Source organism: Chryseomicrobium sp. FSL W7-1435, from assembly GCF_038595005.1.
In the GTDB taxonomy this organism is placed as follows: domain Bacteria; phylum Bacillota; class Bacilli; order Bacillales_A; family Planococcaceae; genus Chryseomicrobium.
Window position 1 is genome coordinate 2,005,046 of the sequence record NZ_CP151997.1, and the last position, 22,705, is coordinate 2,027,750.

Here is a 22,705-nt window from a genome sequence, read left to right on the forward strand (position 1 = left end):
CCCTTTCTCATCTCTCGGATGAAATTAAAAGGTTATGATGTAGTTTTGGTTTTCGGTAAAATTAAATTCAATAACACACCGACTATAGAAGCAAGCGCCATTCCTTCGATGTGGAAGGTCTCTGAAAACTGTACCATTGCTCCACCGATTCCTAGGATAAGAATAATGGATGAAATGATCAGGTTTCTGGAGTCTCCGAAATCGATTTGGCTATCCACTAACATACGCAGACCGGATGAAGCGATGATCCCAAACAACAGAATCGAAATGCCCCCCAGCACGGCTGCTGGAATTGTATCAATCATTGCCATCAACTGTCCGAAGAAGCTGAAGATGATAGCGAAGACCGCTGCTAGTAAAATCACTGCCACACTAAATACCCGAGTAAGGGCAAGGACTCCAATATTTTCACCATATGTAGTTTTTGGAGGTCCACCAATCAAAGCACTAAAGAAAGTACCTAATCCATCCCCTAATAAGGATCGGTGTAATCCAGGATTTTCGATATAATTACGATCAACAATCTTACCCAAAACAAGTTGATGACCAATATGCTCGGATATGGTAACAATCGAGATAGGCACCATGATAAGCAATAGTTGAGTGGTAATTACAAATGGATAATCTACGCCAGGTAACAAGATGTCAGGTACTTGAAGAAAATTTGCTTCGCGTACTGCTGAAAAATCTACAATGCCTATTGCTAAGGAGTAAAGGTAACCGACGATGATTCCACTAATGATTGGCATTAACGCAAGCAGACCTCTGAAAAGTAATTGGACAACTATCGCTGTCGTTAATGTGACTAGTGCTGCAGAAAAGTGCAACATGCTGTAAGTGTCACGGGCACCATCTCCATTTGTGTCGATGTTCATGGCCATATCGACTGCCACCGGAGCTAGCGCAAGCCCAATAACCATAATTACGGGTCCAACAACCACTGGGGGTAATATTTTCATGAACCAAGCATGGCCCGTTTTCCAAATGACAAGCGCTGTAATTGCATAGACAAGTGAGACGAACATGGCGCCAATCATGGCACTTCCCACGCCACCTGTTGAAGTCGCTAACATAATAGGTGCAATGAAAGCAAAAGATGACCCTAAGTAAGCAGGTACTTGAAAACGAGTAACGGCTATGAAAATGATTGTTGCAATACCACTAGTTAGCAAAGCGATAGCTGGGCTAAGGCCAACAAGCTTAGGTACTAAAATGGTTGCTCCAAACATAGCAAACATATGTTGTAGACTTAGAATAATCCACTTTGATAGCTCCGGACGTTCATCAATTCCAATTTCCCTAGACACAGACAATTCCTCTTTTCTATTCCGTTATAAGTACACGATCTTCTTGGTCACTTTCCACCATTCGTACAACAATGCGTTCTTCGCTCGAGGTAGGAATGTTTTTTCCTACATAGTCAGCTCGGATTGGCAGTTCTCTGTGTCCTCTATCAACTAGGACAGCCAATTGAATCTGAGAAGGTCTGCCTACGTCCATAATTGCGTCCATCGCCGCTCGGACAGTTCGTCCTGTATAGAGCACATCATCTACTAGAATTATTTTTTTGTTCGTCACATCATGCTGAATATCTACTTGTTTAACTAATGGTTGTTGATTTTCCGTCTTCACTGTTAAATCGTCGCGATACAGCGTGATATCCAACTCACCAGTTTGGATTGCCTTTCCTTCGATGCTCTCAATTCGTTCTGCTAAACGCTTGGCAATAAATGCCCCTCTTGTTTTGATGCCGACTAAAACACATTCATCGATTCCTTTATTACGTTCGATAATTTCATGCGCTATGCGAGTGAGTGCTCGCCGAATGGCTTGCTCGTCTAATAAAACTGCTTTTTCCATGTCGTTCCTCCTTTTTTGGGTACAAAAAAACCTCTTAAGCAGCGCTTAAGAGGTTGAATATGCATAGCAAAAAGTAACCAAATGATGATGAGACCGCAGTATCATCGTCATTTGAAGCCGTATGCCTTTTCAGCCTCTCTGGACTGTCTTTAAAGGACCCTTATTTAGTTATCTTAGTCAGTATACAAGAAGAATTAGCTTATGGCTAGTTATTGTTTAATTCAGACAATAACTCTTCAAAAGGAGTTGGCAATGGTGTTTCAAATTCTAGGTACTCACCAGTTGTAGGATGAGTAAACCCTAAGACACCTGCATGAAGGGCTTGCCCACCAACATCAAGCGTTTTTTTCGGTCCATATTTTGGGTCTCCCACTAATGGATGCCCAATAAACTTCATGTGCACACGAATTTGATGTGTGCGTCCTGTCTCTAAACGACACTCTACTAATGTATAAATTCCGCCGAAACGCTCTTTCACTTCAAAATGAGTGACAGCATGTTTCCCTTTATCTACAACATTCATACTTTGACGATCACGTGTATCACGACCAATCGGTGCATCGACTGTCCCTTTATCATGTGCAATATGACCGTGCACAAGTGCTGTATATTTACGTGTAACTGTTTTGGCTACAAGCTGATCAACAAGCGATTTATGGGCTTTGTCGTTTTTAGCAACCATTAAAAGTCCACTTGTATCTTTGTCGATTCGGTGAACGATTCCTGGGCGCATGATACCATTAATGCCCGACAGATCTTTAATCTGGTGCATTAGTCCATTTACCAGTGTCCCACTCAAATGACCTGGAGCTGGGTGAACGACCATGCCTTTTGGTTTATTGATGACAGCTACATCTGCATCTTCATAAACGATTTCAAGCTGTAGATCTTCTGATTCAATTTCATACTCTTCTGGAGCAGGGATTTGAACGGCCACAACATCGCCTTCTGAAGCTTTGTAATTTGATTTAACAACTTCACCGTTAACAAGAATTAGTTCTTGTTTCATTAAATTTTGAATTTGTGTACGAGACCAATCAGCGTCTGCACTTATAAGAATCTTATCAAGGCGCTCTCGATGCTGGTCTTTTGTAATAATTAGTTCGAACTTTTTCATTTCTTCACCTTTTTCTGCTTTCTTTCATCTAGTAGGATGAAAATAAAAATAAGTACTACACCTACTGTTAAAGCTGCATCCGCAACATTAAAAATAGGAAAATCATAATTGATCACAGGAATAAGGACATCTACAAAGTCCACTACTTCCCCGCGAAACAATCGGTCAATAAAATTACCAATTGCCCCACCTAGTAAAATCATCAGACCTAGTTGAAATAAAGGCTGATTTGTAGCGTGTTTATGAAAGTAGTAGATGATACCAATTACTACTACGGTTGTGACAATAAAAAAGATCCACATTTGTCCTTCAAGCATACCCCATGCTGCTCCGCGATTGCGGTGAGATAAAAGGCCAAGATAAGGGTCCACAAGCGCAATGCGCTCCCCTAGTTGCATATGCTGAACGACCAACCATTTAGTCCATTGGTCGACACTAATAATGATGAACGCGATTAAATAGTAAATCCACACAGTCAAACCCTCCATTTACATGTAGTTAAGTGTACCACAATTTTGTATCAATTAGAGAAAAACAAAACCCCTCCCAGATGGGAGAGGTCGCATTCAATTAGATCGAAACAACTGCTGCACATCGCGCACATAATGTAGGGTGATCTGCACTTTCTCCAACTGTTGTAGAAATCGTCCAACAACGCTCACATTTTTCACCTTCAGCTGAGGTTACGACTACCGCAGAATGGTCTAAAGCAATTGCATCTGCAGGTGCTTCTTCCATTGTTCCAGCTAGTGTAAAGCCAGAAACGATGAACAGTTGTGCATAATCGATAGAATCATCCATGAACAAGTCTTTCACACTATCTCTAACGAATAACTGTACATGTGCCTCTAAAGATTTACCAATTTTCTTTTCTGCACGAGCCATTTCAAGTGCTTTAAGCACATCATCTCGCACATCTAATACTTTTTCCCACTTTGCTACAAGCACATCAGCATCAGCCACTTCAGTAGCTTCTGGCATGTCTGTCAACTGAACGCTTTCTTGCTGTTCATGCGTCATGAAGCCCCAAAGCTCATCTGCAGTGTGTGGCAAGATAGGTGTTAACAGTTTAACTAGTGCTACAAGCGCATCATACATCACGGTTTGCATGGCACGACGATCTGGATGATCTGCTTCGTAAATGTAAACAACATCCTTGGCAAGGTCCAGATAGAAGGCACTCAGCTCTGTAGAGACGAAGTTGTTAATTGTGTGATAAACCGTTGAAAACTCGTAATTTTCATACGAAGTTTTTACTGTATCAATCATTTGTTGTAACTTCGCATACATATAACGATCCACTTCACGCATATCTTCAACTGCTACACGGTCTGTCGCAGGATTGAAGTCATGCACATTTCCGTGCAAGAAACGAAGTGTGTTGCGAATTTTACGGTAGACTTCTGAAACTTGCTTCAAGATAGCATCTGATACCCGAACATCCGCTGTATAGTCGACCGATGCTACCCACAGGCGTAAAATATCTGCACCTAATTGATTCATTACTTTAGAAGGTACGATGACGTTTCCGACAGATTTACTCATCTTGCGGCCTTCGCCATCCAAAACAAATCCGTGGCTTAGTAAGCCTTTATACGGCGCATGGCCAAACATAGCCACACTTGTGATGAGAGATGAGTTGAACCAACCGCGGTACTGATCAGAGCCCTCTAAGTACAGATCTGCTGGGAACTGAAGGTCTTCTCTTTCAGCGAGCACACCTTGATGCGTTGAGCCGGAATCAAACCATACATCCATGATGTCTAGTTCTTTAGTAAATCGTCCAGTAGGACTACCTTTATGCGTGTAACCTTCTGGCAACAAGTCTTTTGCATCCCACTCGAACCAAATATTTGATCCGTGCTCACGGAATAACTCAGAGACATGTTGAATAGTTTGCTCTTCAATGATCGGTTCTCCATCTTCAGCGTAAAACACTGGGATTGGCACTCCCCACACACGCTGACGCGAGATATTCCAATCTCCACGATCACGAATCATATTGAACAAGCGCGTCTCTCCCCAAGCCGGAGTGAACTTTGTTTGACGAATCGCCTCTAAAAGCTCAGGACGGAATGCTTCAACAGATGCAAACCATTGAGTTGTAGCACGGTAGATAATTGGTTTTTTAGTACGCCAGTCATGTGGATACGAGTGAGTAAAGAACGTTAATTTTTCTAATGCACCTGCTTCATCTAAAGCTTGAGTAATTGGTTTATTTGCTTCATCGTAAAACAGTCCTTCAAATCCTGGTGCTTCAGCAGTCATTACGCCACGATCATCGACCGGACATAATACATCTAAGCCATACAGTTTCCCTACATGGAAATCGTCTTCTCCGTGCCCTGGAGCGGTATGGACACAACCTGTACCAGATTCAGTTGTCACATGCTCCCCTAACATTACCAATGATTCACGGTCATATAGAGGATGCTTCGTAACGATACGGTCGAATTGCTTCCCTTCAAACGTATGCTCCACTTCATAGGATTCCCATCCTAATACAGTACTCACTTCTTCAAGTAAATCTTTAGCTACGACAAATGACTTGTCATTTGCACGAACCTGCACATAACTAAAGTCAGGATGTACAGAGATACCAAGGTTTGCTGGAATTGTCCATGGTGTCGTCGTCCAAATGATGAAACGAACACCTTGCTCGAGTACTCCTTTACCATCCGTTACTTCAAAGCTTACATAGATAGAAGGAGATTTTTTATCCTTGTATTCGATTTCTGCTTCAGCAAGTGCGGATTCTGATGACGGTGACCAATAAACTGGCTTCAATCCTTTATAGATATAGCCTTTTTTAGCCATCTCACCAAACACTTGGATTTGGCGCGCCTCAAACTTAGGTTCAAGAGTCACATAAGGATTGTCCCAATCGCCAGTTACACCAATACGCTTGAACTGCTCGCGCTGATTGTTGATCTGCTCGTAGGCATATTCTTCACATAGTTTGCGGAATTCTGCTACCGTCATCTCTTTACGCTTAACGCCTTTGTTTGTAAGAGCTTGTTCAATCGGAAGGCCGTGCGTATCCCAACCAGGTACGTAAGGCGCTTGGAATCCTGACATCGATTTGTAACGCACAATCATATCTTTCAATACTTTATTCAACGCATGACCGATATGAAGGTCTCCATTGGCATAAGGAGGTCCATCGTGCAAAATAAATTTAGGACGATCTTTTGTGCGCTCTAAGTTCTTTGCATAAATATCTTTTTCTTTCCACATTTCTTGGATCTGAGGCTCTTTAGTTGGAAGACCTCCGCGCATGGGAAATTCTGTTTTAGGCATTAATAAGGTATTTTTATACTCCATAATCAATCTCTCCTTTTTTAGACAAACAAAAAATCCTCGCCCCTGGACAAAGGGACGAAGATTTTCGCGGTACCACCCTAATTGCAGATTGCTCTGCCACTTAGATGACCGTAACGTGGTCGAACGAAGATACTGACACTGGTCACTATCTCGGCTCTAAAGTGATGGGCTCTAGTCTTGAAAGTAGTCCGGGCTTTCACCAATCCCCGGATCGCTAAGCTTCCCTCAAAACAACCGTCTTTATCGATGCCTTTTTCTATGTGCTTATTATAATGACTGTTGTATGTATCGTCAAGATGTTTAGACTTCTTCTGCTGTAACACGATCAAGCGAAGTTGTATCCACGTCTGTCTCCATCAAATGGTCCCAATCATCGGTATTAATTAGTTCAAGCTGAGCTTCCACTAACATTTTAAAACGATTGCGGAATACTTTAGATTGCTTCTTAAGCTCTTCAATTTCAAGTGCTATTTTACGAGCTTTTGTTAACGACTCGTTAAGAATACGATCAGCGTTTTTCTCTGCTTCTTTAACAATGAGCTTCGCTTCTTTTTGAGAATTGCGACGCACTTCTTCTGCTGCTTCTTGAGCAACAACAATCGATTTTTGAAGGGTTGTTTCAATCGTTGTAAAATGTCCCACACGCTCTGTCGTCGATTTTAATTGTGATTCTAATTCTTTTTTCTCACGTAATAATGTCTCAAAATCTTTCATAACCTGCTCGAGAAATTCATTGACCTCATCTTCACTATACCCGCGAAAGGATTTACTAAAGACCTTTTGGTTAATATCTAAAGGTGTTAATGGCATATTTACAGCTCCTTTATTAAGTGTCGCTATTAGTATTATACCGTTGTACCTCTAGGAAATCAGTAGAATTTCATAAAAACTCAATTTTTTTGCTCTAACTTGGCAAGCTGTAATCGAATTTTTTCTTTTTTAGTACGGCCCTCAACCAATCCTACTTGAAAACGTCCGAATGTCCGTAAAGAAATCATATCAGATTCATTGAGCGAAAAAGAGATGTCCTCTACAACAGACCAATTCACTTTTACTTTACCGCCCTTTATAAAAGCAGCCGCTTTTTGCCGGGAAATATTCCATGCGGAAGCTAGCACTGTATCAAGGCGCATGGAGCTAACAATATGAAGTTCCTCCACATATTCCTCTGGTTCATGTAGCAATACTTCAGTTTCTTCAATCGCCTCTACTTGCACCTTCACTTTGCCGATTGACGTTAAATTTGTTTTTACATAGTCCAAAATTTCTGCAGCCATTGCAATTTGAACCACACCGTCTTGAAGACGGATATCGCCAAACTTTGAACGGTCTAACCCTAAAGACATCAAAGCCCCTAAAACATCTGAATGTTTTAACGTCACAAATTTGATGGGATACGTCACTTTTACTAATTGAATTAAGGCATCCTCTTGCAACGGTTCATAATAGGATGGGGCAACGAGAACTCGTTTGCGTTCACCCTGCTCAAACCCACCAAACTCAAAACCCTGCAAATCACGTTGTTGTGAAAGAGTCTGTAGAATAAAGCGTTGGCGAGGATCTAAAAAGTCCGTCAGTTTTGGAGCATATCGGTCTTCGACGTCTCGTGTTAAACTGATCATCGCCTCAATAAAGGGCTGCTCTTCTTTTCGAAAATGTTGAAATATGCTGTCCATAATCGTCCGCTCCCGTACGTATAATTGATAAGTTGAAAATCGCCCCAGAGCTACTAGCTCATGGGGCGCTTCAATTTTTATTAAATTAACCAGAAAATAACTTGTCTAACTCCAGTATGAGCAATTTGCAAAGCGAAAATTGCAATGATTGGTGACAAATCAATCACACCAATTGGTGGAATAATTCGTCGGAAAATAGATAGATAGGGTTCAACTGCTGCCGCTAAAAATTGACCGATAGCCGATTGTTGCAGGCTCGGTATCCATGATAATAAAATATAGCCAATAATCATGAATACATATATTTGAACCAATAAAGCTATAATTCCTAAAAGTAATGATACTGTCATGAAAGGCAATTCTCCTTACTTATTGATGTTCATCGTAGTAGTAGTCAGAGATTGCTCCATCTACTTCAATAGTATCTGGTGCGCAAAGAAAGATGTCTGTACCAATGCGCTGAATATCTCCACCTAAAGCGTACACTGTTCCGCTTAAAAAGTCGATAATTCTGATTCCTTGTTCTTTGTCAATTCGTTGAAGATTGACAATAACCGCACGTTTTCCTTTTAAATGCTCTGAGATATCTTGAGCCTCTGCGTAAACACGAGGTTCAATCAAAATTACTTTTGAAGACTTTTGTACATTTTGAATGCTCACCAATTGAGGTGTGGCTGCTGCTGAAGCACTAGAAATTTTTCGGTCACGCATCGATTTAACGGGTTGTTGTTTCGGACGTTCTTCTTGTTGTTCAGGTTTAGATTTTGATTGCATCTCTTGCTCCTCTTCTTCATCCATATCAAAGAATGTATTGAACCATTTTTTCATCGTCTCACTCCTTTAAGCTTCCTACTAGTGCTGTTCCGATTCTTACATAAGTGGCGCCTTCTTCAACAGCAATTTCATAATCGTCCGACATCCCCATGGAAAGTTCAGTGAATGATTCCCCCACTACCTTTTCAGCAATAAGGTCATCCCGTAATTCACGCAACGTTTTGAATTGGATTCTAATAGCCTCTGGTGAAGCATTAAGTGGTGCCATTGTCATGAAACCAACTGGCACGATACGGTCCATTTCTTTAATAGCATTTATGAAATCCTGTACTTCTTGCATAGGTAATCCATGCTTAGACTCTTCCCCAGATACATTCACTTGAATAAAGCAGCGAACTGGTTGAGATGCTCTCTTTTGAATTTCAGTTGCTAAACTCATACGGTCTAACGAGTGGAGATAATTAATGTGATCGATCACATCACGAACTTTACGCGTCTGCAAGGATCCAATGAAATGCCAAGAGATTTTTTTGTCTAAGGCCTCTACTTTTTCTAAAAAGCTTTGTGGTCGATTTTCTCCCAAGTGAAGAAGTCCAGACTCTATCACAGTTTGTGTTTTTTCTATAGATAATTGTTTTGTTACTGCAATCACTTGAACAGAATTAGCACTTGCAGCTGAACGTTCTTTAGCAAGTTTAATTTTATCCTGTATTTGTTGAATTTGTAATTGAATCATAGACGTTCCCAACTTTGCAATGTGTTTTGTTAATTGTACCAATCCCTAGGCGTTTAATCAATGCCGGTCAATCTTATAAAGATGAAGTCTGACCCTACTGATGTAATATCCGTTACTTGCACGATTCTTTCCGATGAAACTTTTTGAAACATTTTAGTCGTTTTCCCGACCACATATCCTTCGATTTTCCCCGTGTCTTTATTAATGACGGCATCTTCAATATAGCCAATGACGGTCCCACTCGTTTGTTCAAGAAGCATTTTTTGCTGTAGCTGTGAAAAATACATATAGTCACCTCACAACAGTCTATGTCACTCACCCAACAAACAACACAAAACCCGCCAGGAAATGGCGGGTTAAAGGTCACTTTGTAATAGTGTGTAGGCACTTTTCTCAAGCCGAGAAACTTGTGCTTGTGAAAGATTGAAGCGAGTTGCAAGTTCAACTTGTGTGGCCCCATGAAAAATACGTTGTTGAAGGATTTGTAACTGACGACTACTCAGGTGCTTAAGTCTCTCTTTTAATAACATGAAGGTTGTCCACAAGTCCTCTGAGGTATTGTTATCTTTCAATTGGTCCATAAAGTAAACGGACTCTCCTGAATCTTGATGCAAAGGCTCATGTAGTGACATCGGTTCATGAAGGGCATCAAGGGCAAACAATACATCTTCCTCTTTTCTTTCTAGGCGGGCAGCAATGTCTTTGATTGTAGGTTCGTAGCCAAATTCCCGAATCAACTCTTCCCTGGCGGTCAGTGCTTGATACGCGATGTCTCTCAAGGACCGTGCTATACGCAATGGATGTTTTTCTCGTAAATGCCGTTTCATTTCTCCAATGATCATAGGAACTGCATACGTTGAAAAACGTACTTGATGCTTTAAGTCGAAATTTTGAATGGCTTTGATCAAACCAACACAGCCTACTTGAAAGAGATCTTCTGGAGATTCTCCTCTTCCTGCAAAACGCTGGACGAGACTCAAAACTAGTCTAAGATTTCCAAGCACCAGCTCTTCCTTTGCAGCTAGATCTCCCACTTGATATTGTTTGAAATAAACCATCATTTGTTGGTGAGTGAGCACTGGTAGTGTAGCTGTATCAATACCTGCAATTGTTACTTTAACTCCAGACACATGAACCACTCCTGCTAGTTAGTCATACAAACAGTGTGGTCGTTGTTTTGAAATTTATGCGTCCTCTAAAATTGCCAGATTATCCCGAAACTTTCAAAGCTGATTGTAGGCGGTAGATAATTTTCTTTTCAAGTCTTGAAATGTAAGATTGGGAAATTCCTAAATGATCTGCGACTTCTTTCTGAGTCATCTCTTCTCCACCCGTTAAGCCATAGCGACATTCCATAATATATTTTTCTCGATCCGTGAGATTTAATATAGCTTGAAAGATTTGCTGTTGGTTGAGCTTCCGTTCCACATCATCCACTACTATCTCTTCACTTGTCCCTAGGATATCAGACAATAATAACTCATTGCCGTCTGCATCTGAATTTAGTGGCTCGTCGAACGATACTTCTGTTTTTTGTTTGTTTGTCTTCCGAAGATGCATGAGAATTTCATTTTCTATACAGCGAGATGCATAGGTTGCCAATTTAATGTTTTTCTCTGCATTAAACGTTTCCACTGCCTTAATGAGCCCGATAGAACCAATACTAATCAGATCTTCCATATTTGTTTTTGTATTATCAAAACGCTTTGCAATATACACTACTAAGCGTAAATTATGTTCAATTAATAAATCTCTAGCATGGCCATCACCTTGTTTGGCAAGTTGCACCAGGGCAGCTTCCCGTTCACGAGTCAGGGGTGTCGGCAGCGAGTCAGATTGACCAATGTAAAATACTTTCTGCTTGAATAGTTTAGCAACTAGCCATGTTATCCCTCTTTTTAACCAGTTCATCCGTTTCCTCCTTAATTATAAATAAAGTTGTGTAAAAGAATATCTGATTCGAAAGGCAGAGTAGTTTTCGCAATAGGAGCTAAATAACAAGGTGGGAGTGGTTTACCTTGGCAATAAATCGGAACTAATGGCTTCACAAGAGTAAAGGATTCTCCTTTCGCTACTGTTGCCGTTGCCACTTGGCGCCAAGATTGTTGAAACATATGGGGATGCTCGGCTACAACTTCTTGTCTAATAAAGTGAACAGGCAATGACGAGAGTGGCTCCCTACATAAGTTTCCGCTGTCCCAATAAGCTTTGAGCTGCAAGTTACCTACTTTTATCTCATGGACGTGTTGAAAGGCGTGAGAAGAAATAAATAAACTTCTGCCTATTCGAACTACTAGCAATAAGGTGAGTAAAACAAAACTTGTCATCATTATAGAAGAGCTAGCTAATTGGACACATCCACCAATGATTAAAGTTACGAGGCATACGATAAGAATATATTTACCAATCAATTGTGCATTTCCTTTCATTTGCACGACGATGACAATGCCCATTCCTACTAAACTGAGTAAGGGCCACCAAAAGAAAGATATAGATAACAGAACTAGTAACATACTTTGAAAGCCTGATAGTTCAAGTAATAGAAGTTTGGCTGTTGCTCGAAGTGTTGTATAGGTCAGTAGACTATTGAGTACAACCATCCATTCAATGTACACCGTTTCCCCTCCCTTCTTTGCCTACTTTACAGGACCTTGGAGAAAAAGTTTGTCGGACTAGTGAGGCGTTTTTATTTATTTGACGACAAAAAGCCCCATCTCTTTTGAGACGGGGCTTCCTTGTTTAAATTAACGACGGTTGCGATTACGCAAGAATGTCGGAATATCTAAAGCATCTTCTTCTTTAAAAGATGGCTGTTGTGGACGTTGCTCTTGAACTGGCTCTTCTTCATAACGCGTTTCGCGTTGTGGAGTTGCTGATGGAGGTGGTGTTGCAGCTGGACGCTTAGCACCGCCACCTGTCATACGTGGTTGACGCTGAACAAGGATCTCTTCGTTAAATCCAGTCGCAATCACAGTAACAACAATTTGATCATCTAGGTCATCATTGATAACCGATCCGAAAATCATATTCACTTCTTCATCAGAAGCAGAAGCGACAATATCAGCAGCTTCTTGCACTTCAAATAGTGACAGATTCGAACCACCAGTAATATTCATTAACACACCTTTAGCTCCATCAATAGACGTTTCAAGAAGTGGACTTGAGATTGCTTTTTTAGCTGCTTCAGCTGCGCGGTTTTCACCTGAAGCGATACCGATTCCCATAAGGGCTGAACCTTTGTTAGACATAATTGTTTTTACATCAGCAAAATCAAGGTTGATTAATCCTGGTACAGCGATCAAATCAGAGATACCTTGTACACCTTGACGTAAAACATTATCCGCTTCACGGAAGGCTTCAAGCATTGGTGTATTTTTATCAACGATTTCAAGAAGACGATCATTTGGAATAACGATTAAAGTATCGACAGCTTCCTTCATCATAGAAATACCACCAATTGCTTGTGTAGAACGTTTGCGTCCTTCAAATGTGAATGGACGTGTAACAACACCAACAGTCAATGCACCTAGTTCTTTTGCAATTTGTGCAATTACTGGTGCAGCACCTGTACCTGTACCTCCGCCCATTCCAGCAGTGACAAATACCATATCTGCTCCACGTAGAGCTTCTTCAATCTGCTCTTTGCTTTCTTCAGCAGCTTTGCGACCGACTTCAGGATTAGCTCCTGCGCCTAGACCACGTGTTAACTTACCACCAATTTGTAGCTTGACAGGTGCTCTTGACATATTCAATGCTTGCGCATCTGTGTTGACTGCAATAAAATCGACACCTTGTACCCCATGTTCGATCATTCGGTTAACAGCATTGTTACCGCCGCCGCCAACTCCAATTACTTTGATAATTGCTAAAGATTCATCATTTGTTTCAAAATGTAACATGCAATTGCCTCCTATGTTAGATTGCCGATTCAGTTATTCGAAAAACCGGTCAAAAAATTGCTTAACTTTCGTCATGCCACTTTCTTTCGGCTCGTCATTCGACTCATCAGTTGATTTTGTTTTTACTTTTTGTTTTGTTTTTGGTTTCATGGCTGTATCTTGACGAGCAGCTACTGCGCTTGATGTAGTATTCGACAATCCATAGTATAAATCCTCTTTGTAAATGTATTGAATTAAACCAATTGCCGTCGAGAATTGTGGCTCACGTACGCCAATATAATCAGGTGTGTAAATGCGCACACGCGTTTGTAACACATGACGGGCAAGTTGTGATAGTCCCTCGAGTTTAGCGACTCCCCCACTTAATACAATACCACCTGGAAGATCTCTTACACCAATACGGTATAATTCTTCCATGATCATCTCAAACAATTCTTCTAAACGGACCCCAATGATTTCAGCAATATACTTTTGAGAGTACTGCTCTTTCATGTCCGCACCGATTACAGGTACTTCAAAAAGTTCATCATCTGAAGCGTCGTCATAGAATGCATGTCCATATTGACGTTTAATCTGCTCTGCATGTTCCGTAGGTGTTTTCAGAACAATACTTAAATCTTTGGTAATGTGGTCTCCACCAACTGGAAGCGCGGTAGTATGCGTTAAATGGCCATCACGGAAAACCGAGATAGTCGTCGCTCCTCCACCAATGTCAATGTACGCTGTACCGTGATTGCGTTCATCTTCACTCAGCGCAAATTGCCCAGCTGCAAGTGGTTGTAAGTAGATTTCTCGAATCTGAAGTCCTGCACGTTCTACACATCGCAGGAGATTATGTAAAATCGTTTTTGACGTCGTAATCATGTTGGCATCTACTTCAAGTCTAGTGCCAATCATGCCACGTGGATCACTAATCTCTTCAACACCATCTAGTACATATTGTACGGGAATGATATTCAGATACTCTCGCTCTGGTGGGATAGACATCACTTTAGCTGAATCCAAGACCCGTTCTAAATCTTTTCCTGTAACTTCTTTGTCTTCTGATTGAACGGCTACGACGCCCTTCACGTAATGAATAGAAGCTTGATTTGCAGGAATGCCAAGAACGACTTCTCGAATCTCCATTCCAGCCATACGTTCTGCCTCTTGAATAGCTTTTTTGATTGATTGAACAGTAGCATCAATGTCAACGATTGCTCCTTTACGGATTCCTGTCGACTTTGCATTACCTACTCCGATAATATGAATAATTTGATTGTTAATTTCTCCGATGACCACTTTTATGGATGAAGATCCGATATCAAGTGATACATACAATTCTGATGAATTCAAATTGTGGCACCTCCTAAAAAGGTATATACTTCTCATTTTAGAGTAAAGACCTTGTAAAGTCTAAATGTTTCTTACTAGTCAAACAATTATTTTATTTGGCGGTTGCATTTTTTTCTGAAAACCGTGATAAAAGAATGCGGCGAATGACCGCGATGTTTTGGAATAAACGGACCCCAAAAGCAAAAATAGCTGCCAAATACAGATCAACACCTAAGTGGACTCCTAAAAATGCAAGAGCTGCTGCTAACGAGATGTTGAAGAAAAAACCTGAAACAAATACTTTGTCATCATAAACCTGTTGCAATTGGGCGCGAATCCCACCGAACAACGTGTCAAGCGCTGCCAAAACAGCTATTGAAAGATAGTTTTCATAGGCAGTGGGTATTTGAAAATCCGTCATAAAACCGAGCGAGATGCCCAGTAGTAAACCGAGTAAAGGCAACCACATGGTTACTCTCCTTCCTTCCATTCTGATAAGTGCGTGACAGTTACCGGTTGGTCATAACCAGAAATAACTAGCTCATCCAGCGCCTCCGTCATTTCAAGCTCGTAGTTATCTAAATAAAAATCATCCGCAAGACCACTTGCTTGAACTTGAGCGAGTAACCGTTCCGTACTTTCAACAGAGTCTGTTGCTATTTTTATTTCGAAAGGAGCAGATTGAATGGGAAGCGTATTGACTGTCGTTCGACCATTGATTGTGCGGATAGCGCTATTATAAATTAATCGCTTACCGTCAATTTCAATAGCCCGTGCTTGAAAATGATTCATTTCGTTTACAAAACGCACAAGTAAATCAGGAGAAACTGGATTGATCGTTAGTCCAAATGCCATCGCCTCTTCTGAGGGTTTGACGGTAATGATAACCCCCGCCCCCTGATACTCATCCAGCCCAATCTCATGTCTAAGTTGCTCGATAGTTTGTTCGACTAGTCGTTCAGGACGTTCACTTTCAGAAGTCTCATATTTCTCCGCTGTCTGTTCGGCTTCCCGAATGCGGCTCAACAATTCCGAATGATACTCCGTCTCTGCCGCTAATTCTTTGCGAATTTCCCAGACATCTCGTGTATCCCTCTGTTCAGGATTTTGAATGGTATTGTACTGAACGGAGAGCATAAATCCAATTACAAAGAGAATGATGGTAAACCGTGAAATTCCTTTTTTCATACGCATCATCGCTCCTTTATTCTGCATGCTCAGAGTTCATCACGAGTTCATTCAATTTTTGGGTCTCGATACGAATCTGTTGGCCACGCAATTGATCTAATATTCCTCCAGGCAATTCAACAGCTTCCGCCAGGGTCGTAGAGTTCCCAATCGCTTCAATTACAAATGGCGCTGGAAATGTTTCACCGTCTATTGTAATCACTGGTCCCGTACATCTGATGTAACTGGTCTCGTGAATACGTTTTCCATTCACACTGACGGCTTCTGCTCCGGCTATCTTCAATTCATTGATCACCATGTAGACATGACCTTCGTGCACAATATAATCATTGGGATTCACTTGATTGGGATCATACTCACCGTCTTGCAACTCTACTCGATAACCTGATCCAGTGACATCGACTTCTCCAGTCAGCAGACGCAAAGCCTCCGCTGTCTTTACCAGTTCTTCTAGAGAGGATGTATTTGCTCCGGCTTGCTGTTCAAATTCACGAATTTTAGTTTGAACACTTTGTAATTCTTCTGAAAGTTCTTTATTGCGTTCTTTTTGAGCAATCAATTCCTGTCTTACACTTTCTGTTTGACCGTATGTGGCCGAATCAAGTTCAGATTCTGCGCGCTTTTGAGAGAGGCTGAAACTAAAGGCCAAAATGAAGCCAAGTGTCAAACTAACAAGCGACAGCAAAATCTTCCCTCTATTCGACTTCTTCTTGTTGTTCATCAATTACCAGCTCTTCTCCCTTTCCGCCGTATATGCTGTCATAACTCTCAAAAAATGTTCCGACCTCCATGTCGACAATGCCTTTTTGTCCAATAGGAATTTGTTGCAGAACCGCTGGATAGTAAGACAGTTTTTCTGAAAAATCGAGAGCGCTTACTATTACCGTGTTGCCATCATTCATAAATAACGTGACAAGGTTAGGGTCAGAATCACTTGGAGTAGACGTTACTTCAGAAACTAACATCCGTATTTGTTGTGTCAGCTCCCCTAATTCCTTCACTATTCTGCTTTCCACTTGCGTTTCTTCGAACTCTTCAATCGCCGGTCCAAACGTACTTCCTGCCAAATTAGAGGCGACTTGTTCTCCATTTTCAAGAATTAGCAGTGTCTCCTCAGAAGTCCGAAAACCTATAGGCTCAAACTCGGTGACGGTAATAACTACTTCAGACCAGCGCTTCCTAACTACCGTGACAGACTCGATGGCAGGATGCTCCGTAATCTTTTGTTCGATCGCCGATGCTCGAAATGACCACAATGACTCTTCTTTTTGCAAAGTGGACAAAGTCTCAACTTCTTCATGCGCCGTCACTTGTGTTCCTTGAATAGTGAGCACTTGAATTTTACTTATAGAAGATTGTAAGTAGAGTACTAGAAAAAGAGCCGTGAAAAAAAGAAACAGAAGAATAGAAAAGGTGAGTGTCATTCTACGTTTTCTTCTTTTTCGTAGTGCTGGAATGCGATCTTCGATGTCAATTAGTTTTTCCATTCTTCTGCCTCCCTTCCTTGTTTGTAGATAGCGATGATCAAACCTGTCACAACCCAACAACTTACCAATGACGAACCTCCGTAACTTATAAACGGAAGTGTTACACCCGTAACGGGAAGCAAACCTGTCACGACACCTAGATTTACTGAGGTTTGAATGAGAAGCAATAAAGCCAGTGCAGCAATTTGAATTCCATACACCGTTTGTAAGTGATAGCTTGCTAATGTATACGCACTTCTGCCCCACAGTACATAACAAAAACAAATACAGGCCGCCATCAGCCAACCGCTTTCCTCGATAATCAACGAAAAGATAAAATCATTTTGAGGTTCAGGAAGATACAATAGCTTTTGTCTTGAATTGCCAAATCCCCATCCTGTAAATCCCGCAGGACCTATAGCCAACAAGGACTGAATTGCTTGAAAACCTGCACCTAACGGATCTTCCCATGGGTCTAAAAACGCCGTTATCCTTTTTAACCTGTAGGGTGCCGTGGCTATTAACGCTACAAGACCAAGAACAGCTGAGACGATGCCAAGCAGTATTAAGCGCATGGAGAGCCCTGTGACAAACAATAAAGCACAGTAGGTAGCGACTAATAAAAAAGTTGACCCAAAATCTGGCTGCAGCATGAACAGTGTGCTAGGAATACCCAGAACGATTAACTGCTTGATGAGTGGTGTTTTAAAAGACAGTAAATGTGACAGGAATAAAAGAGTAGTTACTTTTGTAAGTTCGGCAGGCTGAAAATAGAAACCGGCTAGTGTAATCCAACCACGTGCACCATTTCGTACAACGCTCAACCCAGGTAACCAGACAGTTAAGGCTACCAGCAGTCCCGCAAAATAGAGGAAGACAACTGTACGATAGTCTAATTTTATTAGCTGCACGACTTTAAATAACACAATTGCAAGCACTGCAAAAATACTCTGCTTGATCCAAAATGGCAAACTGTTCGGGTAATGAACGGCGGACCAATAACTGCTAGCACTGGCAATATAAAAAATGCCAAGACATGTTAATAGTCCGCTGACAAAGCCAATTGTTCGCTTTGCTTGTTCAAATTGCACAGCTTCATCCCTTCGTTTCTAAATCCTTAAACAATCGTAAAAATTCATCGCCACGAATTTCAAAGCTCTCGTATTGATCCCAACTTGCAGAAGCAGGCGATAATAACAAGACGTCATTTGGCTCAGATAGTTCAATTGACTTCTCAAATGCCGCTGTCAATGTAGGGAAAGAATAGGCCTGTACATTATGAAGCTCTGCAAATTGTTGAAGGCGCGGTGCCGTCTCTCCAAAATGACAAATCGCTTTAATCGTCGGAAGATAGGGAATTAACTCATCGAATGAGTGATTACGTTCTTTACCACCAGCTAAAAGAATAACAGGGCGTGAAAACCCTTCTAAAGCACTCTTGGTAGCCAAAGCATTTGTTGCCTTCGAGTCGTTATAGAAAAGACGTCCTTGCCACTCGCCCGCGTATTGCGTTCTGTGTTTGACACCAGCAAAGCTTGCTACGGTTGCTCGAATTTGTTCCAGTGGAGCACCTACTAACAATGCCGCTGCTGTCGCTGCTAATACATTCTCAAGATTGTGCTTTCCAGGCAGTCTTATTTCATCACGTTTATAAAGCGCTTCCCCTTTCCAATACACCCACTCTGCATCTGCACTGATACCTTCAGACTGTCGGCTAGACACGAAGAATGGCACTGGAGTCGCGTTAAGTGACTTCACGCGTTGTGCTAATAAAGGCTGTTCGGCATTGTAAATAAGCAAGTCTTGCTCCGTTTGATTTTTAGCAATTGCTAATTTTGCTTCGATGTATTCATCGAGGTCTGTGTGGTAGTCCAGGTGTGCCTCATAAATATTAGTAATAATTGCAATCGAAGGTTTTAATTTTACAGTACCCATGAGCTGAAACGATGACAGTTCTGTTACGATTACATTATTTTTTGTTGCATCCTTGGCTACAGTAGTTGCAACCGTGCCAATATTCCCAGCAACTAGTGGCTCTAAAGGACCTTTTTCAAGCATCTCGCAAAGTAATGTCGTTGTTGTCGTCTTTCCATTTGAACCTGTAATTCCGATCATTGGTGCTTCACTAATTCGGTAAGCTAATTCAATTTCTGTCCAAATAGGTATTTCTCTTTTAATCGCTTCTTGTAAGACCGGATTATTGTAAGGAATCCCAGGATTTTTGACAATTAGACTAAAGCCTTCATCGAGCAAATTTTCTGGGTGACTTCCACAAATAACGGTCATCCCCTGTTTTAACAACTCTTGCGCTTGCGTATTTTCTTCAAATGGTTTGGAATCATTTACTGTGACGAATGCTCCGAGTTCATGAAGCATTTCAGCGGCAGCTGTCCCACTTTTAGCAAGACCTAAAACAAGTACTTTTTGATGGTAAAGTTCTTTTACTGTTTTCATCCCATGACCTCCAACACTAGCACTGCGAAAGCCGCAACAAAGCCGACTGTCCAAAATACGTATACTACTTTTTGTTCTGACCAACCTGATAGTTCAAAATGGTGATGAATCGGGCTCATTTTAAAGATCCGTTTCCCTCTTGTTTTGAAACTTATCACTTGAAGAATTACGGAAGCTGTTTCTATAACGAAGATGACTCCAACAAAAAGGAGAAGGAGTTCAAGCTTCAAAATAATCGATAACATAGCGAGGGCTCCACCTAGTGCAAGTGAGCCTGTATCACCCATAAATACTTTTGCAGGATTCTTGTTAAACAGTAAAAATCCTAATAATGCACCTGTAACGGCAAAGGCAAAAATAGCTGCATCATTTTGGTTGTAGAGAACAGCAAAAATTCCAAATGTGGCAAATGCAATAGAAGCTGTACCGCTGACCAGGCCATCTAATCCGTCCGTTAGATTCACTGCATTCGAGAAACCAACCAACCAAAATACGATAAATGCAACATAGAAAATTCCAAAGTCAATTGACCAAGTTGTGAAAGGAATCGTAATAGCCGTATCGAAAGGACCTAATTGCAGTAAGAAGTAGGCAACAATCGCAATCAGAATTTGTCCAAGTAACTTTTGCAGGGATGTCAGTCCAAGATTGCGTTTCATAACTACTTTAATAAAATCATCTAAAAAACCAAGTACTCCAAAACCAACAAGCACTAGTAGTAGAACAACTGTCTGTGTTGTGATCATTTCGAAAAAGTACGAAATTAAAAGTGTAGTCAGTGCAATGGATACTAAGAAGATAAGTCCACCCATGGTTGGTGTCCCAGTTTTTTTCTGATGGGACTGTGGACCTTCTTCTCGAATACTCTGACCGAATTTCATTCGACGAAGATAGGGAATAAATAGAGGTGCAAGTACTGCTGTAATAGCAAAACCGAGTGCGATTGTTGCGACAATTAATACGAGTGACATAGTGAAGCTCCTTTAGTTAATCAGTATAGAGATGGATCAGATAAGGTGGTTTTGCCAACTCCCCATCTTTAGGCAGTTGATCAATTATCTTTGTACCATCGCCATGCCAAATCAGTTTAAATTCATGTAGTTGTTGTGTGATGTCTTGTTTTGTTTGTCCCACGAGTAGGGGAACTTTTTTTTCCGGCATATCATCCCATGCCAATTCTTTTTCATGAATGCGTGGGGAGTCTTCAGCAATCGCTTCAAACAATTCACCCACTATTGGCGCCGCTATAGTTCCACCAAATTGACTGGGACCTTGCGGTGCATCAATTGCAATATAAATTAAGTATTCGGGTTCGTCGACAGGAGCAAACCCAATAAACGAGACAATGTACTCTCCGTCAATATACTTCCCATTCTCCACTTTTTGCGCGGTTCCCGTCTTCCCACCAATTGAAGTATAAGAGCGGTAGGCCTTATTACCAGAGCCATGGGCAACAACTTCTCCTAATGCAAGTCGAACCTGCTCTGATGTTCCTTCCGATATCACACGCCGAAGAATCGTAGGAAAATTTTCAGCGACCGTTTCTCGAGTGCTTGGATCGACTGTTTTTGAAACAAGATAAGGTTTTACAAGATATCCTCCATTAATGGCAGCTGCAATTGCTGTCACTTGTTGAATCGGAGTAACGGCAATCCCTTGTCCAAAAGCAGTCGTTGCTTGTTCAAGAGGACCCCAGCTGTTTTTCGAGAAGAGAATCCCGTTTTGCTCCCCTGCCAGACCAGATTGTGTAGATGAACCAAAACCAAAATCCACAATATAGTCATGCAATTTGTCGGGACCTAAGCGTTCACCGAGTTCCATGAATCCAGGGTTACAAGAATTCTCTACTACCTCCATAAACGTCTGCGAACCGTGCCCTTCACGCTTCCAGCAACGCAAGCGATGCCCCGCCACCATGCGATAACCTGGATCATGAAAGTGGTGATCGTGTAAATCAACTAACCCCTCTTCCAAGGCCGCACTGAGCGTGATGATTTTAAATGTTGACCCCGGTTCAAATGTCATCGTGACTGGCAAGTTTTTGTAGATGACATCGGCACTCTCTTTGTGAAAGTTACCGGGATCAAATGTAGGCAATGAAGCTAACGCCAATAATTCACCTGTCTGTGGCTGCATGACAATTCCGACAGCCTGTTTGGCATCATACGTCTCCATTGCTTGTTGCAATTTGCCCTCAAGCAGTTGTTGAATGGTGCGATCAATCGTTAACTGAAGATGATACCCACGTTGTCCAGAATTCCATTGATCGTAAAAGTGGTTCATACGATTTCCTTTGGCGTCGGTATACATTTCTAGACTGCCATCTTCCCCAGTTAATACAGAGTCGTACATATACTCCAGTCCAGCCAGACCTTGGCCGTCTGCTCCTACGAAACCAACGACTGGTGCTAGCATTTTAGAATAAGGATAGGCTCGTTTAAAATCAATGGTCACATACAGACCTTCATACCCTTTTGTTTGTAAATCCACTAATTGCTCTTGTGTCAGAGCAGCAGCTGTTTTGCGCAGCTCATTCAAAAAACTTTTGCGTGTCACTTCTTTTCGAATAACGGAATCCGGCAAACCTGATAATTTTTGCAGTTCCTCGATCAAGGCATCTGGAGAATCCAACTGCCCTGGCATGACATAAAGAGTAGGTTTCAGTTCATTTGTTACTAAAATCGCTTCATTCCGATCAATAATCATGCCTCTCTCAGTAACTTGAGGTAATTGACGATTCCAACTGTCATAGGCTTTATCCGTCAACAAGTCATATTGCCAAATTTGAATATACAGCACTTTGAGCAGAATGGCTAGAAAGACTAGTAATACACTACCAACGAGAAATTTGGTACGTCCTGCTAAGAGTCTTGGTATAAAATAACCTCCTGCCCTAC

24 protein-coding genes are annotated in these 22,705 nt (G+C 41.4%); all 24 read right to left on the minus strand.

The features are described 5' to 3' along the window. Nucleotides 1-32: 32 nt before the first annotated feature. A complete protein-coding gene (locus MKY84_RS10135; RefSeq protein WP_342525884.1) occupies nt 33-1,307 on the minus strand; it encodes a solute carrier family 23 protein in 1,275 nt (424 codons plus the stop codon). A gap of 16 nt (nt 1,308-1,323) precedes the next feature. Next, nucleotides 1,324-1,860, minus strand: a complete 537-nt coding sequence (gene pyrR / locus MKY84_RS10140; RefSeq protein WP_342525885.1) for a bifunctional pyr operon transcriptional regulator/uracil phosphoribosyltransferase PyrR — start codon at nt 1,858-1,860, stop codon at nt 1,324-1,326. Nucleotides 1,861-2,065: 205 nt separating this feature from the next. Continuing rightward, nucleotides 2,066-2,977: an RluA family pseudouridine synthase gene (locus MKY84_RS10145; RefSeq protein WP_342525886.1), complete on the minus strand. Its 912-nt coding sequence runs from the start codon at nt 2,975-2,977 to the stop codon at nt 2,066-2,068. Next, complete coding sequence (lspA, locus tag MKY84_RS10150) at nt 2,974-3,450, minus strand: signal peptidase II (RefSeq protein ID WP_342525887.1); 477 nt, start codon at nt 3,448-3,450, stop codon at nt 2,974-2,976. The genes MKY84_RS10145 and lspA overlap by 4 nt, the downstream gene beginning before the upstream one ends. 97 nt (nt 3,451-3,547) lie before the next feature. Then, nucleotides 3,548-6,301, minus strand: coding sequence for an isoleucine--tRNA ligase (gene ileS, locus MKY84_RS10155; protein WP_342525888.1), 2,754 nt, complete (start codon nt 6,299-6,301; stop codon nt 3,548-3,550). A 300-nt stretch (nt 6,302-6,601) separates the two neighbouring features. After that, on the minus strand, nt 6,602-7,111 hold the full coding sequence (locus MKY84_RS10160; protein ID WP_342525889.1) for a DivIVA domain-containing protein: 510 nt from the start codon (nt 7,109-7,111) through the stop codon (nt 6,602-6,604). 80 nt (nt 7,112-7,191) lie between these two features. Next, nucleotides 7,192-7,977, minus strand: a complete 786-nt coding sequence (locus tag MKY84_RS10165) for an RNA-binding protein (protein WP_342525890.1) — start codon at nt 7,975-7,977, stop codon at nt 7,192-7,194. 80 nt (nt 7,978-8,057) lie between these two features. Next, nucleotides 8,058-8,327: a YggT family protein gene (locus MKY84_RS10170; protein WP_342525891.1), complete on the minus strand. Its 270-nt coding sequence runs from the start codon at nt 8,325-8,327 to the stop codon at nt 8,058-8,060. 19 nt (nt 8,328-8,346) lie between these two features. After that, entirely contained in the window at nt 8,347-8,805 is a 459-nt protein-coding gene (locus tag MKY84_RS10175; RefSeq protein ID WP_342525892.1) for a cell division protein SepF, read from the minus strand. 4 nt (nt 8,806-8,809) lie between these two features. Beyond that, nucleotides 8,810-9,487, minus strand: coding sequence for a YggS family pyridoxal phosphate-dependent enzyme (locus MKY84_RS10180; protein ID WP_342525893.1), 678 nt, complete (start codon nt 9,485-9,487; stop codon nt 8,810-8,812). A 53-nt stretch (nt 9,488-9,540) separates the two neighbouring features. Continuing rightward, nucleotides 9,541-9,774 carry a PRC-barrel domain-containing protein gene (locus MKY84_RS10185; RefSeq protein WP_342525894.1) on the minus strand — a complete coding sequence of 78 codons (234 nt, stop codon included), beginning with the start codon at nt 9,772-9,774 and terminating at the stop codon, nt 9,541-9,543. 69 nt (nt 9,775-9,843) lie between these two features. After that, a complete protein-coding gene (locus tag MKY84_RS10190) occupies nt 9,844-10,617 on the minus strand; it encodes a sigma-70 family RNA polymerase sigma factor (protein ID WP_342525895.1) in 774 nt (257 codons plus the stop codon). A gap of 79 nt (nt 10,618-10,696) precedes the next feature. Further along, the gene (gene sigE / locus MKY84_RS10195; RefSeq protein WP_342525896.1) at nt 10,697-11,398 is read right to left on the minus strand and encodes an RNA polymerase sporulation sigma factor SigE; all 702 of its coding nucleotides are present in this window, start codon (nt 11,396-11,398) and stop codon (nt 10,697-10,699) included. Nucleotides 11,399-11,409: 11 nt separating this feature from the next. Continuing rightward, entirely contained in the window at nt 11,410-12,102 is a 693-nt protein-coding gene (locus MKY84_RS10200) for a sigma-E processing peptidase SpoIIGA (protein WP_342525897.1), read from the minus strand. A 129-nt stretch (nt 12,103-12,231) separates the two neighbouring features. Beyond that, the gene (ftsZ, locus tag MKY84_RS10205; protein ID WP_342525898.1) at nt 12,232-13,386 is read right to left on the minus strand and encodes a cell division protein FtsZ; all 1,155 of its coding nucleotides are present in this window, start codon (nt 13,384-13,386) and stop codon (nt 12,232-12,234) included. A gap of 33 nt (nt 13,387-13,419) precedes the next feature. Beyond that, nucleotides 13,420-14,721 (minus strand): cell division protein FtsA, encoded by a 1,302-nt coding sequence (gene ftsA / locus MKY84_RS10210; RefSeq protein WP_342525899.1) that lies wholly within the window; start codon nt 14,719-14,721, stop codon nt 13,420-13,422. A gap of 91 nt (nt 14,722-14,812) precedes the next feature. Further along, the gene (locus tag MKY84_RS10215) at nt 14,813-15,169 is read right to left on the minus strand and encodes a small basic family protein (protein ID WP_342525900.1); all 357 of its coding nucleotides are present in this window, start codon (nt 15,167-15,169) and stop codon (nt 14,813-14,815) included. A 2-nt stretch (nt 15,170-15,171) separates the two neighbouring features. After that, nucleotides 15,172-15,888 carry a DUF881 domain-containing protein gene (locus tag MKY84_RS10220; protein ID WP_342525901.1) on the minus strand — a complete coding sequence of 239 codons (717 nt, stop codon included), beginning with the start codon at nt 15,886-15,888 and terminating at the stop codon, nt 15,172-15,174. A gap of 16 nt (nt 15,889-15,904) precedes the next feature. After that, the gene (locus MKY84_RS10225; RefSeq protein ID WP_342525902.1) at nt 15,905-16,609 is read right to left on the minus strand and encodes a DUF881 domain-containing protein; all 705 of its coding nucleotides are present in this window, start codon (nt 16,607-16,609) and stop codon (nt 15,905-15,907) included. Further along, the gene (locus MKY84_RS10230) at nt 16,584-17,375 is read right to left on the minus strand and encodes an FtsQ-type POTRA domain-containing protein (RefSeq protein WP_342525903.1); all 792 of its coding nucleotides are present in this window, start codon (nt 17,373-17,375) and stop codon (nt 16,584-16,586) included. Before MKY84_RS10230 ends, MKY84_RS10225 begins: the two co-directional genes overlap by 26 nt. Then, nucleotides 17,363-18,445: an FtsW/RodA/SpoVE family cell cycle protein gene (locus MKY84_RS10235; protein ID WP_342525904.1), complete on the minus strand. Its 1,083-nt coding sequence runs from the start codon at nt 18,443-18,445 to the stop codon at nt 17,363-17,365. Before MKY84_RS10235 ends, MKY84_RS10230 begins: the two co-directional genes overlap by 13 nt. Before the next feature lie 4 nt (nt 18,446-18,449). Continuing rightward, complete coding sequence (gene murD, locus MKY84_RS10240) at nt 18,450-19,808, minus strand: UDP-N-acetylmuramoyl-L-alanine--D-glutamate ligase (RefSeq protein WP_342525905.1); 1,359 nt, start codon at nt 19,806-19,808, stop codon at nt 18,450-18,452. Next, complete coding sequence (gene mraY, locus MKY84_RS10245; protein WP_342525906.1) at nt 19,805-20,779, minus strand: phospho-N-acetylmuramoyl-pentapeptide-transferase; 975 nt, start codon at nt 20,777-20,779, stop codon at nt 19,805-19,807. The genes murD and mraY overlap by 4 nt, the downstream gene beginning before the upstream one ends. Nucleotides 20,780-20,795: 16 nt before the next feature. Next, nucleotides 20,796-22,607, minus strand: a complete 1,812-nt coding sequence (locus MKY84_RS10250) for a penicillin-binding transpeptidase domain-containing protein (RefSeq protein WP_342525907.1) — start codon at nt 22,605-22,607, stop codon at nt 20,796-20,798. Between the last annotated feature and the right edge of the window lie 98 nt (nt 22,608-22,705).

Excerpts from the sequence above, each read along its gene's own strand:
- MKY84_RS10185 (WP_342525894.1), bottom strand. The coding sequence starts at position 9,774 with ATGTATTTTTCACAGCTACAGCAAAAAATGCTTCTTGAACAAACGAGT.
- mraY (WP_342525906.1), bottom strand. The coding sequence starts at position 20,779 with ATGTCACTCGTATTAATTGTCGCAACAATCGCACTCGGTTTTGCTATT.
- pyrR (WP_342525885.1), bottom strand. The coding sequence starts at position 1,860 with ATGGAAAAAGCAGTTTTATTAGACGAGCAAGCCATTCGGCGAGCACTC.
- sigE (WP_342525896.1), bottom strand. The coding sequence starts at position 11,398 with ATGAACTGGTTAAAAAGAGGGATAACATGGCTAGTTGCTAAACTATTC.
- MKY84_RS10160 (WP_342525889.1), bottom strand. The coding sequence starts at position 7,111 with ATGCCATTAACACCTTTAGATATTAACCAAAAGGTCTTTAGTAAATCC.
- MKY84_RS10145 (WP_342525886.1), bottom strand. The coding sequence starts at position 2,977 with ATGAAAAAGTTCGAACTAATTATTACAAAAGACCAGCATCGAGAGCGC.
- MKY84_RS10215 (WP_342525900.1), bottom strand. The coding sequence starts at position 15,169 with ATGTGGTTGCCTTTACTCGGTTTACTACTGGGCATCTCGCTCGGTTTT.
- murD (WP_342525905.1), bottom strand. The coding sequence starts at position 19,808 with ATGAAAACAGTAAAAGAACTTTACCATCAAAAAGTACTTGTTTTAGGT.
- ftsZ (WP_342525898.1), bottom strand. The coding sequence starts at position 13,386 with ATGTTACATTTTGAAACAAATGATGAATCTTTAGCAATTATCAAAGTA.
- MKY84_RS10180 (WP_342525893.1), bottom strand. The coding sequence starts at position 9,487 with ATGATTCAATTACAAATTCAACAAATACAGGATAAAATTAAACTTGCT.
- MKY84_RS10230 (WP_342525903.1), bottom strand. The coding sequence starts at position 17,375 with ATGGAAAAACTAATTGACATCGAAGATCGCATTCCAGCACTACGAAAA.
- ileS (WP_342525888.1), bottom strand. The coding sequence starts at position 6,301 with ATGGAGTATAAAAATACCTTATTAATGCCTAAAACAGAATTTCCCATG.
- MKY84_RS10165 (WP_342525890.1), bottom strand. The coding sequence starts at position 7,977 with ATGGACAGCATATTTCAACATTTTCGAAAAGAAGAGCAGCCCTTTATT.
- MKY84_RS10225 (WP_342525902.1), bottom strand. The coding sequence starts at position 16,609 with ATGAACAACAAGAAGAAGTCGAATAGAGGGAAGATTTTGCTGTCGCTT.
- MKY84_RS10175 (WP_342525892.1), bottom strand. The coding sequence starts at position 8,805 with ATGAAAAAATGGTTCAATACATTCTTTGATATGGATGAAGAAGAGGAG.
- MKY84_RS10220 (WP_342525901.1), bottom strand. The coding sequence starts at position 15,888 with ATGAAAAAAGGAATTTCACGGTTTACCATCATTCTCTTTGTAATTGGA.
- MKY84_RS10170 (WP_342525891.1), bottom strand. The coding sequence starts at position 8,327 with ATGACAGTATCATTACTTTTAGGAATTATAGCTTTATTGGTTCAAATA.